General features: G+C 70.3%; 17 protein-coding genes and 1 riboswitch. Of the genes, 10 read left to right on the top strand and 7 right to left on the bottom strand.

All coding sequences use genetic code 11. The annotated features are described in order from the left end of the window. Positions 1-92 precede the first annotated feature (92 nt). The 4 genes from P8627_RS03215 (at position 93) to P8627_RS03230 (ending at position 5,166) form a co-directional block, all read left to right on the top strand. Positions 93-1,343, top strand: a complete 1,251-nt coding sequence (locus P8627_RS03215; protein ID WP_279966102.1) for a sarcosine oxidase subunit beta family protein — start codon at positions 93-95, stop codon at positions 1,341-1,343. Positions 1,344-1,476: 133 nt separating this feature from the next. Continuing rightward, positions 1,477-1,740 carry a sarcosine oxidase subunit delta gene (locus tag P8627_RS03220; RefSeq protein ID WP_279966103.1) on the top strand — a complete coding sequence of 88 codons (264 nt, stop codon included), beginning with the start codon at positions 1,477-1,479 and terminating at the stop codon, positions 1,738-1,740. After that, positions 1,737-4,670, top strand: a complete 2,934-nt coding sequence (locus P8627_RS03225; RefSeq protein WP_279966104.1) for a sarcosine oxidase subunit alpha family protein — start codon at positions 1,737-1,739, stop codon at positions 4,668-4,670. The genes P8627_RS03220 and P8627_RS03225 overlap by 4 nt, the downstream gene beginning before the upstream one ends. After that, positions 4,663-5,166, top strand: coding sequence for a sarcosine oxidase subunit gamma (locus tag P8627_RS03230; protein ID WP_279966105.1), 504 nt, complete (start codon positions 4,663-4,665; stop codon positions 5,164-5,166). The genes P8627_RS03225 and P8627_RS03230 overlap by 8 nt, the downstream gene beginning before the upstream one ends. Here P8627_RS03230 and P8627_RS03235 read toward each other — a convergent pair. Further along, a complete protein-coding gene (locus tag P8627_RS03235) occupies positions 5,163-5,294 on the bottom strand; it encodes a hypothetical protein (protein WP_279966106.1) in 132 nt (43 codons plus the stop codon). The two genes, P8627_RS03230 and P8627_RS03235, sit on opposite strands and share 4 nt — an antisense overlap. Positions 5,295-5,383: 89 nt before the next feature. On the opposite strand from P8627_RS03235, the gene dnaG reads away from it, so the two are divergent. Next, a complete protein-coding gene (gene dnaG, locus P8627_RS03240; protein ID WP_279966108.1) occupies positions 5,384-7,321 on the top strand; it encodes a DNA primase in 1,938 nt (645 codons plus the stop codon). 80 nt (positions 7,322-7,401) lie between these two features. Beyond that, positions 7,402-9,396 (top strand): RNA polymerase sigma factor RpoD, encoded by a 1,995-nt coding sequence (gene rpoD, locus P8627_RS03245; RefSeq protein WP_279966110.1) that lies wholly within the window; start codon positions 7,402-7,404, stop codon positions 9,394-9,396. Between the two features lie 6 nt (positions 9,397-9,402). On the opposite strand, the gene P8627_RS03250 is transcribed toward rpoD, so the two are convergent. Then, positions 9,403-9,939 (bottom strand): hypothetical protein, encoded by a 537-nt coding sequence (locus P8627_RS03250; protein WP_279966112.1) that lies wholly within the window; start codon positions 9,937-9,939, stop codon positions 9,403-9,405. A gap of 58 nt (positions 9,940-9,997) precedes the next feature. Then, complete coding sequence (locus P8627_RS03255) at positions 9,998-10,675, bottom strand: DUF2270 domain-containing protein (RefSeq protein ID WP_279966114.1); 678 nt, start codon at positions 10,673-10,675, stop codon at positions 9,998-10,000. Between the two features lie 135 nt (positions 10,676-10,810). Here P8627_RS03255 and P8627_RS03260 point away from each other — a divergent pair, with 135 nt between their 5' ends. Then, positions 10,811-11,077, top strand: coding sequence for an HlyU family transcriptional regulator (locus P8627_RS03260; protein ID WP_279966116.1), 267 nt, complete (start codon positions 10,811-10,813; stop codon positions 11,075-11,077). 48 nt (positions 11,078-11,125) lie between these two features. Here the strand turns inward: P8627_RS03260 and P8627_RS03265 are convergent, their stop codons facing one another. Both P8627_RS03265 and P8627_RS03270 read right to left on the bottom strand, forming a co-directional pair. Further along, positions 11,126-11,293, bottom strand: a complete 168-nt coding sequence (locus P8627_RS03265; RefSeq protein ID WP_279966118.1) for a hypothetical protein — start codon at positions 11,291-11,293, stop codon at positions 11,126-11,128. A 111-nt stretch (positions 11,294-11,404) separates the two neighbouring features. After that, the gene (locus P8627_RS03270; protein ID WP_279966120.1) at positions 11,405-11,614 is read right to left on the bottom strand and encodes a dodecin family protein; all 210 of its coding nucleotides are present in this window, start codon (positions 11,612-11,614) and stop codon (positions 11,405-11,407) included. Between the two features lie 168 nt (positions 11,615-11,782). Here P8627_RS03270 and P8627_RS03275 point away from each other — a divergent pair, with 168 nt between their 5' ends. From P8627_RS03275 to ribD, 3 genes are all read left to right on the top strand, one after another. Further along, positions 11,783-12,202, top strand: coding sequence for a secondary thiamine-phosphate synthase enzyme YjbQ (locus P8627_RS03275; RefSeq protein WP_279966122.1), 420 nt, complete (start codon positions 11,783-11,785; stop codon positions 12,200-12,202). A gap of 102 nt (positions 12,203-12,304) precedes the next feature. Then, positions 12,305-12,772 (top strand): transcriptional regulator NrdR, encoded by a 468-nt coding sequence (nrdR, locus tag P8627_RS03280; RefSeq protein WP_279966124.1) that lies wholly within the window; start codon positions 12,305-12,307, stop codon positions 12,770-12,772. A gap of 17 nt (positions 12,773-12,789) precedes the next feature. After that, the gene (ribD, locus tag P8627_RS03285) at positions 12,790-13,863 is read left to right on the top strand and encodes a bifunctional diaminohydroxyphosphoribosylaminopyrimidine deaminase/5-amino-6-(5-phosphoribosylamino)uracil reductase RibD (RefSeq protein WP_279967533.1); all 1,074 of its coding nucleotides are present in this window, start codon (positions 12,790-12,792) and stop codon (positions 13,861-13,863) included. 19 nt (positions 13,864-13,882) lie between these two features. Here the strand turns inward: ribD and metK are convergent, their stop codons facing one another. Continuing rightward, the gene (metK, locus tag P8627_RS03290; RefSeq protein WP_279966125.1) at positions 13,883-15,064 is read right to left on the bottom strand and encodes a methionine adenosyltransferase; all 1,182 of its coding nucleotides are present in this window, start codon (positions 15,062-15,064) and stop codon (positions 13,883-13,885) included. A gap of 7 nt (positions 15,065-15,071) precedes the next feature. Beyond that, a riboswitch (SAM-SAH riboswitch) is annotated at positions 15,072-15,120 on the bottom strand. A gap of 7 nt (positions 15,121-15,127) precedes the next feature. Beyond that, positions 15,128-16,600, bottom strand: coding sequence for an apolipoprotein N-acyltransferase (lnt, locus tag P8627_RS03295; RefSeq protein WP_279966127.1), 1,473 nt, complete (start codon positions 16,598-16,600; stop codon positions 15,128-15,130).

The raw sequence follows: 16,600 nt of genomic DNA on the forward strand, positions 1-16,600 counted from the left end.
CGCCGTCGCGGATGAACCGCCTCGTGTCGCCGAAACGCGATTGCACGGGGCGGTGCGCCGCTTAGGGTGGACCCGGCAGGACGGGGGTTGGCATGCGCTTCAGCGCCGCGCGGGTTTTCTGGGAAGGGCTGACCGGCAACACGGGCTGGACGCCGCATTGGCGCTCGCCCGAGCCGAAATCCGAATACGACATCGTCATCATCGGCGGCGGCGGCCACGGCCTCGCCACCGCCTTCTACCTGGCCAAGGAGCACGGGCTGACCAATGTCGCCGTGCTGGAAAAGGGCTGGATCGGCGGCGGCAACGTGGGCCGCAACACCACCATCGTGCGCGCCAATTACGGGATGCCCGGCAATTCGGAATTCTACTCCCACTCCCTCAAGCTCTGGGAGGTGATGGAGCAGGAGCTGAATTACAACGCGATGATGTCGCAGCGCGGCGTCTACAACCTGTTCCATTCCGACGGCCAGCGCGACGCCTATGCGCGCCGCGGCAACACCATGATCAACCAGGGCGACGACGCGCACCTTCTGGACCGCGCCGCGGTGCGCGTCCGCCTGCCCTTCCTCGACCACGACAACGCGCGCTTCCCGGTGCTGGGCGCGCTCTATCACGGCCGCGGCGGCACGGCCCGGCACGACGCCGTGGCCTGGGGCTATGCCCGCGGGGCGGATATGCGGGGCGTCGACATCATCCAGAATTGCGAGGTGACCGGCATCGATATCGAGGCCGGTCGCGTGCGCGGCGTGCAGACCACGCGCGGCGCGATCCGCGCGAAAAAGGTGGGCATCGTCGTCGCCGGGCGCTCGTCCCAGGTCGCGGCGATGGCCGGGCTGCGCCTGCCGATCGAGAGCCATGTCCTGCAGGCCTTCGTGACCGAAGGGCTCAAGCCGCTGATCGACACGGTGGTGACCTTCGGCATGGGCCATTTCTACATTAGCCAGTCCGACAAGGGCGGGCTCGTCTTCGGCGGCGACCTCGACTTCTACGCCAGCTACGCGCAGCGCGGGAACCTGCCCATGGCCGAGCACGTGATGGAGGCCGGCATGGCGCTGATGCCGATGATCGGACAGGCGAAGATGCTGCGCTCCTGGGGCGGGATCATGGACATGACGCCCGACGGCTCGCCGATCATCGACCGCACGCCGGTCGATGGTCTCTATCTCGATGCGGGCTGGTGCTATGGCGGCTTCAAGGCGGTGCCCGGCTCGGGCTTCAGCTTCGCCCACCTGATCGCCACCGACACCCATCACGCGCCCGCCGCGCGCTTCCGTCTCGATCGCTTCGCCCGCGGCGACCTGATCGATGAGGAAGCGACCGGGTCGCAGCACAACCTGCATTGATGGGGGCCGCGATCCGCATAGCGCAGCGCCGACCCGCCGGGGCTCCGGCCGCGGGGCGATCGCATCGCCGTCGCCAATCCGTCGCGGGTCTCGTCTCGGTTCCGGACGCAGGGCCAGACCGGAAGGGGGCGTCATGCGCCTGAAATGCCCCCTCTGCGGCGACCGCGACCGGCGGGAGTTCTACTACATGGGCCACGAGACCTATCTCGACCGCCCCGCCGATCCCGACTGGTCCGAGGCCTGGGACGCCTATCTGCACCTGCGCGACAATCCCGCCGGGCCGACCCGCGACCTCTGGCAGCACGAGGCCGGCTGCGGCGCCTGGCTCCTGGTCGAGCGCGACACCGTCACCCATGACGTGCTTTCGGTGCGCCTCGCGCGGGAGGGCACGGCGTGAGGCTGAAGACCGGCGGGCTGATCGACCGCGACACGACCCTGCGCTTCACCTTCGACGGGCGCCGCTACGACGCGCATCCCGGCGACACCGTGGCCTCGGCCCTGCTGGCGGCGGGCACGAAGCTGATGGGGCGCAGCTTCAAGTACCACCGCCCGCGCGGGCCGCTCACCCATGACAGCGCCGAGCCCAATGCGCTCATCACCACGCATTCCGGCGCCCGCGCCGTGCCCAACACCCGCGCCACCGTGCAGGAGGTCTTCGCCGGGCTCGAGACGCGCAGCCAGAACGCGTGGCCCTCGCTCGCCCGCGACGCGATGGCGGTGAACGATTTCGCCGCGCCGTTCCTCGGGGCGGGGTTCTACTACAAGACCTTCATGTGGCCGAAGGCGGCCTGGGAGAAGCTTTACGAGCCGATCATCCGCCGCGCGGCCGGGCTGGGCGCCCTGTCGGGCCAGCCGGACCCGTGGCGCCAGGAGAAGGCCTTCGCCCATTGCGACCTGCTGGTGATCGGCGGCGGACCGGCGGGGCTGATGGCGGCGCTGGCGGGGGCCGAGGCCGGGGCGGACGTGATCCTCTGCGAGGAGGCCGACCGCCCGGGCGGCCGACTGCTGGCCGAGCGCGAGACCGTGGACGGCCGACCCGGCACGGAGTGGGTCGCGGCCATGGAGGCGCGGCTGCGCGCGGCAGGCGTCCGCATCATGACCCGCACCACCGTCACCGGCGCCTATGACGGCGGCACCTACGGCGCGCTGGAGCGGGTCTCGCACCACCTGCCCGATCCGCATCCCGACCTGCCGCGCGACTGCTTCTGGCGCATCGCCGCACGCCGCGCGGTGCTGGCGGCCGGCGCGCTGGAACGGCCCGTCGCGTTTCCCGTGAACGACCGCCCCGGCATCATGCTGGCGGGCAGCCTGCGCGCCTATGCGAACCGCTGGGCCGTCGCGGCGGGCGAACGCGTCGCGGTCTTCGCCAACAATGACGACGCGCATCGCACGGCGCTGGACCTGATGGAGGCGGGGGTCGAGATCGCCGCCGTCATCGACCCGCGCGAAGGCGTCGCGGCGCAGGGCGATTACCCGCTGATCCGGGGCGAGGTCACGAACAGCACCGGCCGCCTCGGCCTGACCGGCGTCGAGATCCGCACCGCCTCCGGGACCCGCAAGCTCGCCTGCGACGCGCTGGGCGTCTCGGGCGGCTGGAACCCGACGATCCACCTGACCTGCCACACCGGCGCACGGCCCGAATGGCATGCGCCCCTCGCCGCGTTCCTGCCCCGGGACGGCGCGGTGCCCGGCCTGCAGGTCGCGGGCGCCGCGGCGGGCCGGTTCGACACCCATGCCGCGCTGGAAAGCGGCCGCGACGCCGCCGTCGCGTGCCTGCGCGGGTGGGACGCGCGGCCCTGCACTGTCGCGATCCCCGAGGCGCGGCGAGACGCCGGCGCCATCGCGCCGCTCTGGGCCGTGGAGGCGCCGCGGGATGCGCGCCACCGCGCCTGGCTCGACTTCCAGAACGACGTGACCGTCAAGGATATCCACCAGGCCGCGACGGAGAACTTCCGCTCGGTCGAGCACATGAAGCGCTACACCACGCAGGGCATGGCGACCGACCAGGGCAAGAGCTCGAACGTGGCGGCGCTGGCGATCCTGGCCGACGCGACCGGGCGCGGCATTCCCGAGACCGGGACCACCACCTTCCGCCCGCCCTTCGTGCCGGTGCCGATCAGCGCGATGGGCGCGGGCGCGCAAGGCGCGGGCTTCGCGCCCGCGCGACGCACGACCTCGGACCCGGCGATGCGCGACCGCGGCGCGCCGATGATCGAGACCGGGCTCTGGTATCGGCCCGGCTGGTTCCCCAAGGCCGGCGAGGACTGGCTGGCCGCCTGCACCCGCGAGGCCGCGATGGTGCGCGAGAGCGTGGGCGTGGCCGACGTGTCGACGCTGGGCAAGATCGACATCCAGGGACCGGACGCCGCCGCCCTTCTCGACCTCGTCTACGCCAACGGCTTCTCGACGCTGAAGCCGGGGCGCGTGCGCTATGGGCTGATGCTGCGCGAGGATGGGCTGGTGATGGATGACGGCACCACCGCGCGGCTGGGCCCCGAGCATTTCGTGATGACGACCACCACCGCGGCGGCGGGGCCGGTGATGCGGCATCTGGAATTCGTCGCGCAATGCCTGCGCCCCGACTGGCGCGTCGCGCTGGTCTCGACCACCGAGGCCTGGGCGCAGTTCTCGGTCGCGGGGCCCCGGGCCCGCGAGCTGGTGCAGGCGGTCGTGGCCGAGCCCGTCACGGCCGAGACATTCCCCTTCATGGGCTGCGGCCCCGTCACCGTGCGGGGCGTGCCGGGCCGGCTGTTCCGCATCTCCTTCTCCGGCGAGCATGCCTACGAGATCGCCGTGCCGTCCCGCTACGGCGCCGCGCTCTGGGACGAGCTGGTGGCGCGGGCCGAGGCGCTGGGCGGCGGGCCCTACGGGATGGAGGCGCTGAACGTCCTGCGCATCGAGAAGGGCTTCGTGACCCATTCCGAGATCACCGGCCGGGTCAGCGCCTTCGATATCGGGATGGACCGCATGATCTCGGCCAAGAAGGATTGCATCGGCAAAGCCGCGAGCCGCCGGCCCGCCCTGCGGACCGACCGCGAGGAGATGGTGGGCCTGCGCGCGCTGGATGCGACCACGAAGATCACCGCCGGCGCGCACCTCTTCCGCCAGGGCGACGCGCCGACCCGGGCCAACGACCAGGGCTACGTGACCTCGCCGTGCTTCTCGCCCGCGCTGGGCCGTTACATCGCGCTGGGTTTCCTTCTGAACGGCCGCGCGCGGCATGGCGAGCGGGTGCTGCTGATCGACCATCTGCGCGGGCATCGCTGCGAGGCGGAAATCTGCGACCCGGTCCAGTTCGACCCCGAGGGAGGACGCGCCCGTGACTGACCTGACCGCGCGCGCCCCCGCCGCCGACCTGCTGCCCGCGACCCACGGCCGCTGCAGCCTGTCCGAAGAATGGCCCGACGCGATCACGGCGCTCACCGCCTGGGACGGGTCGGCGGCACTGCCCGGGCCGGGCGAGAGCGTGGCGACCGAGACCGGTCTGACCCTTTGGTCGGGCCGCCGCCAGGCGCTGCATATCGGGCCCCCGCCCCCGCCGCAGCCCGGGGCGGCGCAGGCCGATCAGACGGATGGCTGGTGCGTGATGGTTCTGTCGGGCGAAGACGCGGCGGAGGTGCTGGCCCGGCTGACACCGCTCGACCTGAACCCCGCGATCTTCAAGCCGGGCCGCAGCGCCCGCTCGCTGCTGGGGCATATGAACGCGCTGTTCCACCGGATCGACGAGCGAAGTTTCCGGATCCTCGTCTTCCGCTCGATGGCGGGCAGCGCGGTGCATGAATTGACACGCGCGATGCGCGGCGTCGCCGCGCGCCGAGGCTAGAGCCCCGCGAGCATAGCCACGCCCAGCCCGACCATCGCGGCCGACAGGACGACCCACTCGACCGCGATCGAGCCGGCGCGGCCGCGGCCGAAGCGCCGGAGGCGGGATATGAGGAGGCGGGCGTTCATCGCAGGGCCAACGTGGCGCCGGGTCATCGGTTCCATCATCCGACGCCCGGCTTCTGGACTTTGCCCGGAGGCGGTCCGATATGTCACAGATGCGCCTGCCAGACAGCTTTCTCGACGACCTCCGCAACCGGCTGAGCCTCAGCGCGGTCGTCGGGCGCAAGGTCGTCTGGGACATGAAGAAAACGAACCAGGCGAAGGGCGACTGGTGGGCGCCCTGCCCCTTCCACCAGGAAAAATCCGCGAGCTTCCATGTCGATGACCGGAAGGGGTTCTATTACTGCTTCGGCTGCCAGGCGAAGGGCAACCTCTTCGGCTTTGTGCAGGAGAGCGAGAACGTCTCTTTCATGGAGGCGGTCGAGATGCTGGCCGCCGAGGCCGGGATGGAGATGCCCGCCCGCGATCCGAAAGCCGCCGAGAAGGCCGACCGCCGGACCGAACTGGCCCGCGTCACCGAGGCCGCGGCCAAATGGTTCCGGCTGCAGCTGGCCACCGGGGCTGCGGCGGAGGCACGCGCCTATCTCGACCAGCGCGGCCTGACGCAGGCTACCCTCGAAACCTTCGAGATCGGCTTCGCGCCCCCGGGCTGGACTGGCCTGACGGATGCGCTCACCGCCAAGGGCATCGCCTTCGAGCTGATCGAGGCGGCGGGACTGGCGGGCGAGAACGATCGCGGCAAACGCTTCGACAAGTTCCGCAACCGGATCATCTTCCCGATCCGCGATGCGCGGGGCCGCTGCATCGGGTTCGGCGGGCGCGCGATGGATCCCGAGGACCGCGCGAAATACCTCAATTCGCCCGAGACCGAGCTCTTCGACAAGGGCTCCAATCTCTACAATATCGGGCCCGCGCGGGCCGCGGCCGGCAAGGGGCAGACCCTGCTGGTGGCCGAGGGCTACATGGACGTGATCGCGCTGGCGCAGGCCGGGTTCGAGGCGGCGGTCGCGCCCCTTGGGACCGCGGTGACCGAACGGCAGCTGCAGATGCTCTGGCGCGCCTCGCCCGAGCCGGTGGTCGCGCTCGACGGCGACGCGGCGGGCCAGAAGGCCGGGCTGCGCGTGGCCGATCTGGCGCTGCCGCTGGTCGAGGCGGGCCACGCGCTGCGCTTCGCCATCCTGCCCGCCGGACAGGACCCAGACGACCTAATCCGCGCCGAGGGCCCCGAGGCGATGCAGACGGTGATCGACGCGGCCAAGCCGATGCTGGCGCTGCTGTGGCAGCGGGCGACCGAGGGCCGCGTATTCGACAGCCCGGAGCGCCGCGCCATGCTGGACCAGGAGCTTCGCACCCTCGTCCGCCAGATCAAGGATCCGGGGCTGCGCCGTCACTACGGCGAGGAAATCGCGCGGCTGCGGGCCGAGCTCTTCGGCCTTGCGCCCCAGCCCGCGGCCGCGTCGCGCGGGCCGCAGGGCCGCGGCTTCCGGCCCTGGACCCCCGGCAAGCGATGGCAGCCGCCGCCGCAGGCCACCGCGTCGACGCGGGCTTCGGCCCTGGCGTCGGGTGCGATGGCGCCCGAGATCCTGCTGGAACAGGTGGTCCTGGCCGGGCTCATCCGCTGGCCCGCCCTGCTCGAGGAATTCGCCGACCGGATCGAGGGCGACCCCTGGGCCAATCCCGGAACCGCCGCGCTGGTCGAGACGCTCCTGCGCGCAGACCCGGCGGACCTGGCGGCCGATCCCGCCGCGATGCTGGGACCGGATGCCCTTGAATCGCTTCTCGCTCAGCGCCATGTCCGCATCTCTCCGGTTCTGCGAAGTGTCGAGGATGCGCGGCTTTGCATCGACGACGCGCTGGCGCGACTTAGGTCCAGACGTGGCGCCGACCGCGAACGGCGCGAGGCGATGGAGGATTTCGAAGACGGCGCCGACGAGGCGCTGACCTGGCGTCTGGCCGAGGCCGCGCGCCGCCTGGAGGCGGTTCAGCGGACGCGGCGGACAGATGATGATTCGAGCGAGGACTCGGCGGGAATGTCCGAATACTTGCAGGGCCTTCTGGACACAGAGGTCTGGAAGAAGCCGCGTAAGAAGTGATTCGGGATGCGGATAATGGCGAGATCGGGTTAGTGATTCGCGGGAAGCCTCTCGAAGGACCACGCCTCAAGGAGCGTAGGATGGCCAAAGACACCGACGACCAGAAGCAGGACAACGAGGGCGACATCTCGCTCGACATGAGCCAGGCCGCCGTCAAGAGGATGATCACCGAGGCGCGCGCCCGGGGCTACATCACCTACGACCAGCTCAACCAGGTCCTGCCGCCGGAACAGGTGTCGTCCGAGCAGATCGAAGACGTCATGTCGATGCTCTCGGAGATGGGCATCAACATCGTCGAGGCCGAGGAGGCCGAAGAAGACGAGGAAGACGATCAGAAATCCGCCGGCTCGACCGCCGTCGTCGACGCGTCGAAGAAGGGTGGCGACGTCGCCACGACCGATGGCAGCTCCGAGAAGTTGGACCGGACGGACGATCCGGTCCGGATGTATTTGCGCGAGATGGGCTCGGTCGAGCTTCTGTCCCGCGAGGGCGAGATCGCCATCGCCAAGCGCATCGAGGCCGGCCGCAACACGATGATCCTGGGGCTGTGCGAAAGCCCCCTCACCTTCCAGGCCATCACGATCTGGCGCGACGAGCTTCTGTCCGAGGACATCCTACTGCGCGACGTGATCGACCTCGAGACGACTTTCGGCAACCAGATGGAGGAGGAGGGCGACACGCCCGTCGTCGGCACCGCCGCGCCGGCCAACGACAACTCCAAGACCGATAGCGCCAAGACCGAGCTCGACGCCGACGGCAACCCGATCGCCGACGACGATGACGAGGACGAGGACGAGGGCGCCAACATGTCGCTCGCCGCGATGGAGGCCGCGCTCAAGCCCCGCGTGCTCGAGACGCTGGACCGCATCGCCGACGACTACACCCGCCTCGCCGAGATGCAGGACCTGCGGATCTCGGCCACGCTGAACGAGGATGACAGCTTCTCCGCCACGGAGGAGGACGAGTACCAGGAGCTGCGCTCCGAGATCGTCGAACTGGTCAACGGCCTGCATCTGCACAACAACCGCATCGAGGCGCTGATCGACCAGCTCTACGGCATCAACCGCCGGATCATGTCGATCGACTCGGGCATGGTGAAGCTGGCCGACCAGGCCCGCATCAACCGCCGCGAGTTCATCGAGGAATATCGCGGCCACGAGCTCGATCCCGGCTGGGTCGATCGCATGACCGAGAAGTCGGGCCGCGGCTGGCAGGCGCTGTTCGAGCGCTCACGCGAGAAGGTCGAGGAGCTGCGCTCGGACATGGCGCAGGTCGGCCAGTATGTCGGCGTCGATATCAACGAATTCCGCCGCATCGTGAATCAGGTCCAGAAGGGCGAGAAAGAAGCCCGCCAGGCCAAGAAGGAGATGGTCGAGGCCAACCTGCGCCTCGTGATCTCGATCGCGAAGAAATACACCAATCGCGGGCTGCAATTCCTGGACCTGATCCAGGAGGGCAATATCGGCCTGATGAAGGCCGTCGACAAATTCGAGTATCGCCGCGGCTATAAGTTCTCGACCTATGCGACCTGGTGGATCCGGCAGGCGATCACCCGGTCCATCGCCGACCAGGCGCGCACGATCCGCATCCCGGTCCACATGATCGAGACGATCAACAAACTGGTCCGCACCGGCCGCCAGATGCTGCACGAGATCGGCCGCGAACCGACGCCCGAGGAGCTGGCCGCCAAGCTGCAGATGCCGCTGGAGAAGGTCCGCAAGGTGATGAAGATCGCCAAGGAGCCGATCAGCCTCGAGACGCCCATCGGCGACGAGGAGGACAGCCAGCTCGGCGATTTCATCGAGGACAAGAACGCCGTCCTGCCGCTCGACTCGGCCATTCAGGAGAACCTGAAGGAGACGACGACCCGGGTCCTCGCCTCGCTGACGCCGCGCGAGGAGCGGGTGCTGCGCATGCGCTTCGGCATCGGGATGAACACCGACCACACGCTCGAAGAGGTCGGCCAGCAATTCTCGGTCACCCGCGAGCGCATCCGCCAGATCGAGGCCAAGGCGCTGCGCAAGCTCAAGCACCCCTCGCGCAGCCGCAAGCTGCGGAGCTTCCTCGACCAGTGATGCCGGTCAGGCGTCCTGCATGTCGCCCACGAAATCGGTCGTGTTCTCGACGAGATCCTTGATCTCGCCGAGGGCATGGGCGCCGGGAATGACCTGGCTGAGCGAGCCGATGATCTTGTTCACGAGGCCGAACAGGTAGGCGAGCGTCCGCTTCAGCAGGCGGCGCAGCGGGCCGGTGACGGTCGCAAAGGCCGCGGTTCCGCCGGCCCGTTCCGTCAGCCGGTCCCACTCCGCCGTCAGGCGCGTGAGCCCGCCGATCTTGGCGCGCAGCGACATGCGGGTTAGACCGACGCGGGCCAATTGCGGCTCGAGTCCGGTCCAGTCTTCCTGAAGCACGGTCCGGACGCCGTTGGCCTGCGCCCGCGTCTCGGAGTTGAACGCCTCCATGATCTCCTCCTGGTTCCCGAGCACGTATTCCAGCCCCAGAAGATGCGGCATCTCCACGGCCGTCAGGACGAAATTCACGGCCGCCTCCCAGAAGTGAAGCAGGATGGTCTGGTCCTCCCAGCTCCTCCAGTCATCGGCAAAGTCGAACAGGTGCATCGGTCATCCTCCTTCATGGACTAATCATCGCGGTCGTCTGCGCCCCCTGGCGGTGCCCCTATCCCATGCTCGAATGATCGCGCCGCCGCGCCGCGCGTTGGCGGTCGTCGCGCAGGCTGAAGGCGGCCGCCGTTCCCCAGGTCACGATGTAGAGCCCGCCCAGCGCCAGCATGACCTGCCCCGGCACCGGCCCGACCGCGGCGCGGGCCAGGAATTCCGCCGGGCTTTCGACGGCGGTCGGATGCACGAAGAGCTTGCCGAGATAGGCGAGCGACTGGATCAGCAGGATCCAGAAATAGTTGCGCCGGATGCGACGGCCCACCGCCACCCAGAGCGAGACATGGTAGCGCGGGTGCCAGTAATCCTCGGCCAGCGTTTCCTGCCAGCCTTCGCCCAGATGCAGGTCGCCGTCATGGAGCATCGGCGCGTAGATATGCGTCTCCATCCAGCGGCAGCGCGCGCGCCAGACGTTGAAATACCGGTAGCGCCGCGCCTCGAGCGCGAGGAAGAACACGATCAGCACCCCCACCAGGACCAGAGGCAGGGGCGAGGCGTCGGGCGAGGCGAAGGCGATGGAGAGCGCGATGCCGAGCGTGACCACCGCCCAGTTCGTCGTCGTGTCCAGCCGCTGGCGCCAGATCGTCGAGCGATAGACCTCGCCGCGATAGAGATGCGCGATCGCGCCGAGCTCGGCGGCGCTGAACCCCTGCCGTTCGGACTGGATCGTGTCGGCCATGCCACGCCCTCCGTCACGTCGCCGCGCCCATCGGGGGCGGGTCGTGACAGGAGCAGTCTAGCACATCCCGGTCTTCCGGCCCGATCGCGTCGCGGCTAGCATCGTGTCGGATCCAGCCAACCCGGGGAGACACGCATGTCCCTTCTGTCCCGCCTCTTCGGCGGCCGCCGCGAGGCCGAGCCGACCGCGGCACCGAGCGAGAGCTATCAGGGCTATACGATCACCCCGGATCCCATCGCGGCGGGCGGCGAATTTCGGATCGCCGCCGTGATCGAGAAGGACGGGCGCCGGCACGAACTGATCCGGGCGGATACGCTGCGCGACCGCGAGGCGGCGGTGGCCGCGTCGCTCGGGAAGGCCCGGCAGGTCATCGACGAGCAGGGCGAGAGCATCTTCCGCTAGCCGCCTGCCCAAAAAGAAAGGCCCCGGAGATCTCCGGGGCCCTTATCGTCAGCTGTCGGTCGCGGTCTCGCCCTTGGGCGGGAAGACGTCGCGGGTCGGCTCGACCTCGGTTCCGGTGGTGACGGAGTTCGGGTCATGCGTCGTCCCGGCGGCGGGATCGGGCGCGCGGCGCACGCCATGGTCGGTCAGGTCTTCGCGGTCGGTGCGGTCGGTCATGGGACCTCCTTCGGGTTGGTGCGGCCGAGACGGCCGGATCACCAAGGGAACGTCGGCCCGCGCCGCCCGTTCCGCCGCCGCGACGACCTGTCCCGCTATGCTGTCCGGGCCTCAGGCCCCGTCTTCGAGGACGAAGGTCACCATCATGTTGACCTGGTAATGGTCGATCTTTCCGTTCGAGACGCGCACCTGTTGTTCCTTGACCCAGGCGCTCTGGACGTTGCGCAGGGTCTCGTTGGCCCGGGCGATGCCCTGGGCCACCGCATCGTCGAAGCTGCTGGTGGAGGTGGCGGAAATCTCGGTAACGCGCGCGACTGACATGGAAAATCCTCCTGAATGGGCTTTCGAGCCTGCGCCTTCGTTTCCGCTACGTCAACGATGCGTTACCAGGACCGCGCGGACACGCCGGGCCCCGCCGATGCGAGCGGTGCCGCCTGTCGCGGCCTCCCGCATCGGCTATAGGGGAGACGCACCACCCGCGGAGGACCCGTGCCGCAGACCACCTTCACCATCCCGACCCGCGGCCCCGGCCTGACCGAGTTCACGGGCCAGGTCGCCGACTGGCTGCCCCGCGCCGACGGCCTGCTCACGCTGTTCTGCCGCCACACTTCCTGCTCGATCCTGATCCAGGAGAATGCCGATCCGGAGGTGCAGACCGACTTGCAGGCCTGGCTATCGCGCCTCGTGCCGCCCAGCACGGACCCGTCGCTCGCCTATCTGACGCATACCTACGAGGGGCCCGACGACATGCCGGGCCATATCAAGGCGATGCTGCTGCCCAGCTCGCTGCAGGTGCCGGTGGCGGAGGGGCGGATGCGGCTGGGCCGCTGGCAGGGCCTCTATCTCTTCGAGCATCGCGACCGGCCGCAGTCCCGCGAGGTTGCGGCGCATTTCGCGCCCGACGCTTGAGCGGCGGGGCCTTGTCACACAACCCTTGGGGCGTCACAGTGGCCCTGCATCAAGACATGGCCCCTGCCCGCCACGGCTGGGGGCGCCACCCGGAGGATGCCCATGCGCTGCCCCTTCTGCGGAAACGTGGATACCCAGGTGAAGGATTCCCGCCCCGCCGAAGATCACGTCGCCATTCGCCGCCGCCGCTTCTGCCCCGCCTGCGCGGGCCGCTTCACCACCTATGAGCGGGTGCAGCTGCGCGACCTCGTCGTCATCAAGACGAACGGCAAGCGCGAGGAATTCGACCGCGACAAGCTGGAGCGTTCGATCCGCATCTCGATGCAGAAGCGCCCGGTGGAGCCGGAGCGCATCGACCAGATGATCTCGGGGATCGTGCGACGGCTGGAATCGATGGGCGAGACGGATATCCCGTCGAAATCCATCGGCGAGATCGTGATGGAAAGCCTCGCCCGGATCGACACCGTCGCCTATGTGCGCTTCGCCAGCGTCTACAAGAATTTCCAAGCGGCGGACGATTTCGAGAGCTTCGTCCACGAGCTTCGTCCCCCCAGCCCGTCCGAGCAGTGACCGAAGACGAACGCTGGATGGATGCCGCGCTGGCGCTGGCCGCGCGCGGGCTTGGTCGTGTCTGGCCCAATCCGGCCGTCGGCTGCGTGATCGTGCGGGACGGCCGGGTGATCGGGCGCGGGCGCACCGCCGATGGCGGCCGCCCCCATGCCGAGGTCGTGGCCCTGGGCCAGGCCGGCGCCGCCGCGCGCGGCGCCACCGCCTATGTCACGCTGGAGCCCTGTTCCCATCACGGCCAGACCCCGCCCTGCGCCGACACGCTGATCGCTGCGGGCGTCGCGCGCGTCGTTGTGGCGATGCGCGATCCCGATATCCGCGTGGACGGCACGGGCCTGTCGCGGCTGCGCGCGGCGGGGATCGCGGTGACCGCGGGCGTGCGCGAAGCGGCGGGGCGCGAGTTGCAGCAGGGGTTTCTGACCCGCGTCGCGGCCGGGCGGCCCATGGTGACGCTCAAGCTCGCCTGCACGCTGGACGGCCGGATCGCCACCGCCGCGGGCGAGAGCCGCTGGATCACCGGGCCCGAGGCCCGGGCCCATGTTCATGCCCAGCGGGCGCGCCACGACGCGGTGATGGTCGGCGCCGGGACCGCGCGGCAGGACGACCCGCGCCTGACCGTCCGGGGCTTCGGCCCCGCCCATGCCGCGGGCCCGCAGCCGGTGCGCGTGGTGCTGTCGCGCAAGCTGGACCTGCCGCGCGACGGCGCGCTGTTCGACGGCGGGCCGCCGGTCTGGCTGGTCCATGCCGACGCGCCCCCCGCGACGGTCGACGCCTTCGCGGCCAAGGGCGCGGAAACCGTCAGGGTTGGCACCGCGCCCGGCGGCGGGCTGGATATCACCGCCGCGCTGGCGGCGCTCGGGGGCGCGGGGCTTACGCGGGTCTATTGCGAAGGCGGCGGCACGCTGGCCGCCGAGATGCTGTCGGCGGGTCTGGTGGACCGGCTCGACTGCTACACGGCCGGGGCCGCGATCGGGGCAGAGGGGCGCCCGGCGCTGGCCGCGCTGGGCCTCGCGCGGCTTGCGGACGCGCCGCGCCTGCGCCTCGTCGAGACGCGGGCCATCGGCGGCGATGTACTGCATCGCTGGCGGGCCTGACGGGGACCCGCCGCGCGGCTTACATCTCGGCCTTCAGCGCCTCGACCAGGTCCGTCCGCTCCCAGGAGAAGCCGCCATCCGCGTCCGGCGCGCGGCCGAAATGGCCATAGGCCGCCGTGCGCTGGTAGATCGGGCGATTCAGCCCCAGATGCGTGCGGATGCCGCGCGGGGTCAGGTCCATCGCGCGGCGCACCGCGCGCTCGATCGCCTCGGGATCGGCGCCGGTGTCATCGGTGTCGACATAGACCGAGAGCGGATGCGACACGCCGATCGCATAGCTGAGCTGCAGCGTGCAGCGCTCGGCCAGCCCGGCGGCGACGATGTTCTTGGCGAGGTAGCGCGCAACATAGGCCGCCGAACGGTCCACCTTGGTCGGATCCTTGCCCGAGAAGGCCCCGCCGCCATGCGGCGCGGCGCCGCCATAGGTGTCCACGATGATCTTGCGCCCGGTCAGGCCCGCATCGCCATCCGGCCCGCCGATGACGAACTTGCCGGTGGGGTTCACGTGCCAGACCGTGTCGGGGCCGATCCAGCCCTCGGGCAGGGTCTCGCGGATATAAGGTTCGACCACGTCGCGCACGTCGGCGCTGGTCATCTCCGGGTCCAGATGCTGCGTCGAGAGCACGATCGACGAGACGCCGACCGGCTTGCCGTTACGGTAATCCACGGTGAGCTGCGACTTGGCGTCGGGCCCGAGCGTGGGTTCAGTGCCGTTCTTGCGGACCTCGGCCAGACGCCGCAGGATCGCGTGGGCGTAGAGGATCGGCGCGGGCATCAGCGCGTCGGTCTCGTTGCAGGCGAAGCCGAACATGATGCCCTGGTCGCCCGCGCCCTCTTCCTTCTCGTTCGAGGCGTCGACTCCCTGCGCGATATGGGCCGACTGGCGGTGCAGCAGGTTGGTGATCTCGCAGGTCTTCCAGTGGAATTTGTCCTGCTCGTAGCCGATGTCGCGGATGCACTCGCGGGCGATGCCGTCGATCCGCCCCATGTAGTCGCCCAGCTTGTCCTGGTCGGAGAGGCCGATCTCGCCCCCGATCACGACGCGGTCGGTGGTTGCGAAGGTCTCGCAGGCCACGCGGGCCTCGGGCTCTTCGGCCAGGAGCGCGTCAAGGACGGCGTCCGAGATGCGGTCGCAGACCTTGTCGGGATGCCCCTCGGAGACGGATTCCGAGGTGAACGAGTACTTGCTTCGCGGTGACATGGGGTGGTGCTCCGATATGAATGGCGCGCCCCGTCAGGAAGCCGTTGGGGCGGCAGCGCCGGGCTAGGCAGGTTTCGCCCTGCGGGCAACCGCTTTCCGACGATCCGCCACGAAGAGGGCCAGCGCGAGGGCGGCGAGCAACACAAGCGCGCCCCAGTCGCGGATGGCCATGTAGGGCGTGGGCGGCAGCGCCGGCGGCAGCGCGGCGTCGAGGAATCCCGCCGTGCCGAGCGGCAGCGCGTCCAGCATCCGGCCCCGCGCGTCAATGACGGCCGAGACGCCGGTATTGGCTGCGCGCAGCACCGGCAGCCCGCTCTCGGCGGCGCGCAGCCGCGTCAGGGCCAGGTGCTGCTGCGGGCCGAACCGCGTGCCGAACCAGGCATCGTTGGTCAGGTGCAGGATCGCGGCGGGACGGTCCACGCGGGGGATGTCCTGCGGGAAGATCGCCTCGTAGCAGATGAGCGGCATGACCGGCCCCACGCCCGGCAGGTCGAAGGTGATCGGCCCCGCGCCCGGCGCGAACCGGCCCGCCAGCCGGGTGGCCAGCGGTCCGATCCCGATCGCCTCGAAGACCCCCTGCATCGGCAGGAACTCTCCGAAGGGGACCAGCCGGAACTTGTCGTGGACGAGGTCGATCTCGCCCTCCCGGTCCAGCAGGACCATCGTGTTGCGGGGCCGGCGGTCGGCATCGTAGCGCTGCGCGCCGATCACGACCGGCGTTCCGGCGGCGCGGGCGACCATGGGGCGGACCTCGGCGCTGTAGGACAGAAGCTCGGGCAGCGCGGTCTCGGGCCAGATCGTGGCCACCGGCTCCGGCCCGCGCGGCGCGGCGGCGGCCAGCTCCAGCCCGCGGACGAAGAAGACGCCAATCCAGTCGGGATCCCATTTCAGGTGCTGCGGCGCGTTGGGCTGGATCAGGCGCACCACCGGCGCATCGGCCGCGGCCTGCGGCGCAGACGGCAGGGCCGCGCCCAGCGCGAAGGGCAGAAGCCACAGCGCCAGCCCCGCCGCGCCCGCCACGGCCCTCCGCGACGCGATCAGCCCCGCCCCCAGAAGCACCGCGAGCCCCAGCCCGTGCGCCCCGGCGACACTGGCGGCGGGCAGCGCCGCCGACTCGATCAGCACGTGCCCCGGCAGGGCCCAGGGAAAGCCCGTCAGCAGGTAGGAGCGCAGAAGCTCGACCAGTCCCAGCGCGACGGCCACGCCCAGCGGCCCGCCCAGAAGGCGCGCGCCCGCCCAGCCCGCCACGGCCCAGAACAGCCCGAAGCCCAGCGACACGCCGCCCAGCGCGATGGGCGCGAGCCAGGCCGTCAGTTCGGGATCGACGCGGAACGGCTCGGTGATCCAGATCAGCGCCAGCGCGAAATGCGCCGCGCCGAAGGCCAGCGCCGCCCAGAAGGGCCGGCGGGCCCCGGCGATCGCCGCGATCCCCAGCGCATAGGCCGGCAGCGCCAGCCACCACAGCGACCAGGGCGCCTGCCCCAAGGCCGCGGCCAGCCCGGTCAGCGGCGGGATCAGGGCACGCAGGCGATGCAT

The organism is Jannaschia sp. GRR-S6-38 (genome assembly GCF_029853695.1).
Lineage (GTDB): Bacteria > Pseudomonadota > Alphaproteobacteria > Rhodobacterales > Rhodobacteraceae > Jannaschia > Jannaschia ovalis.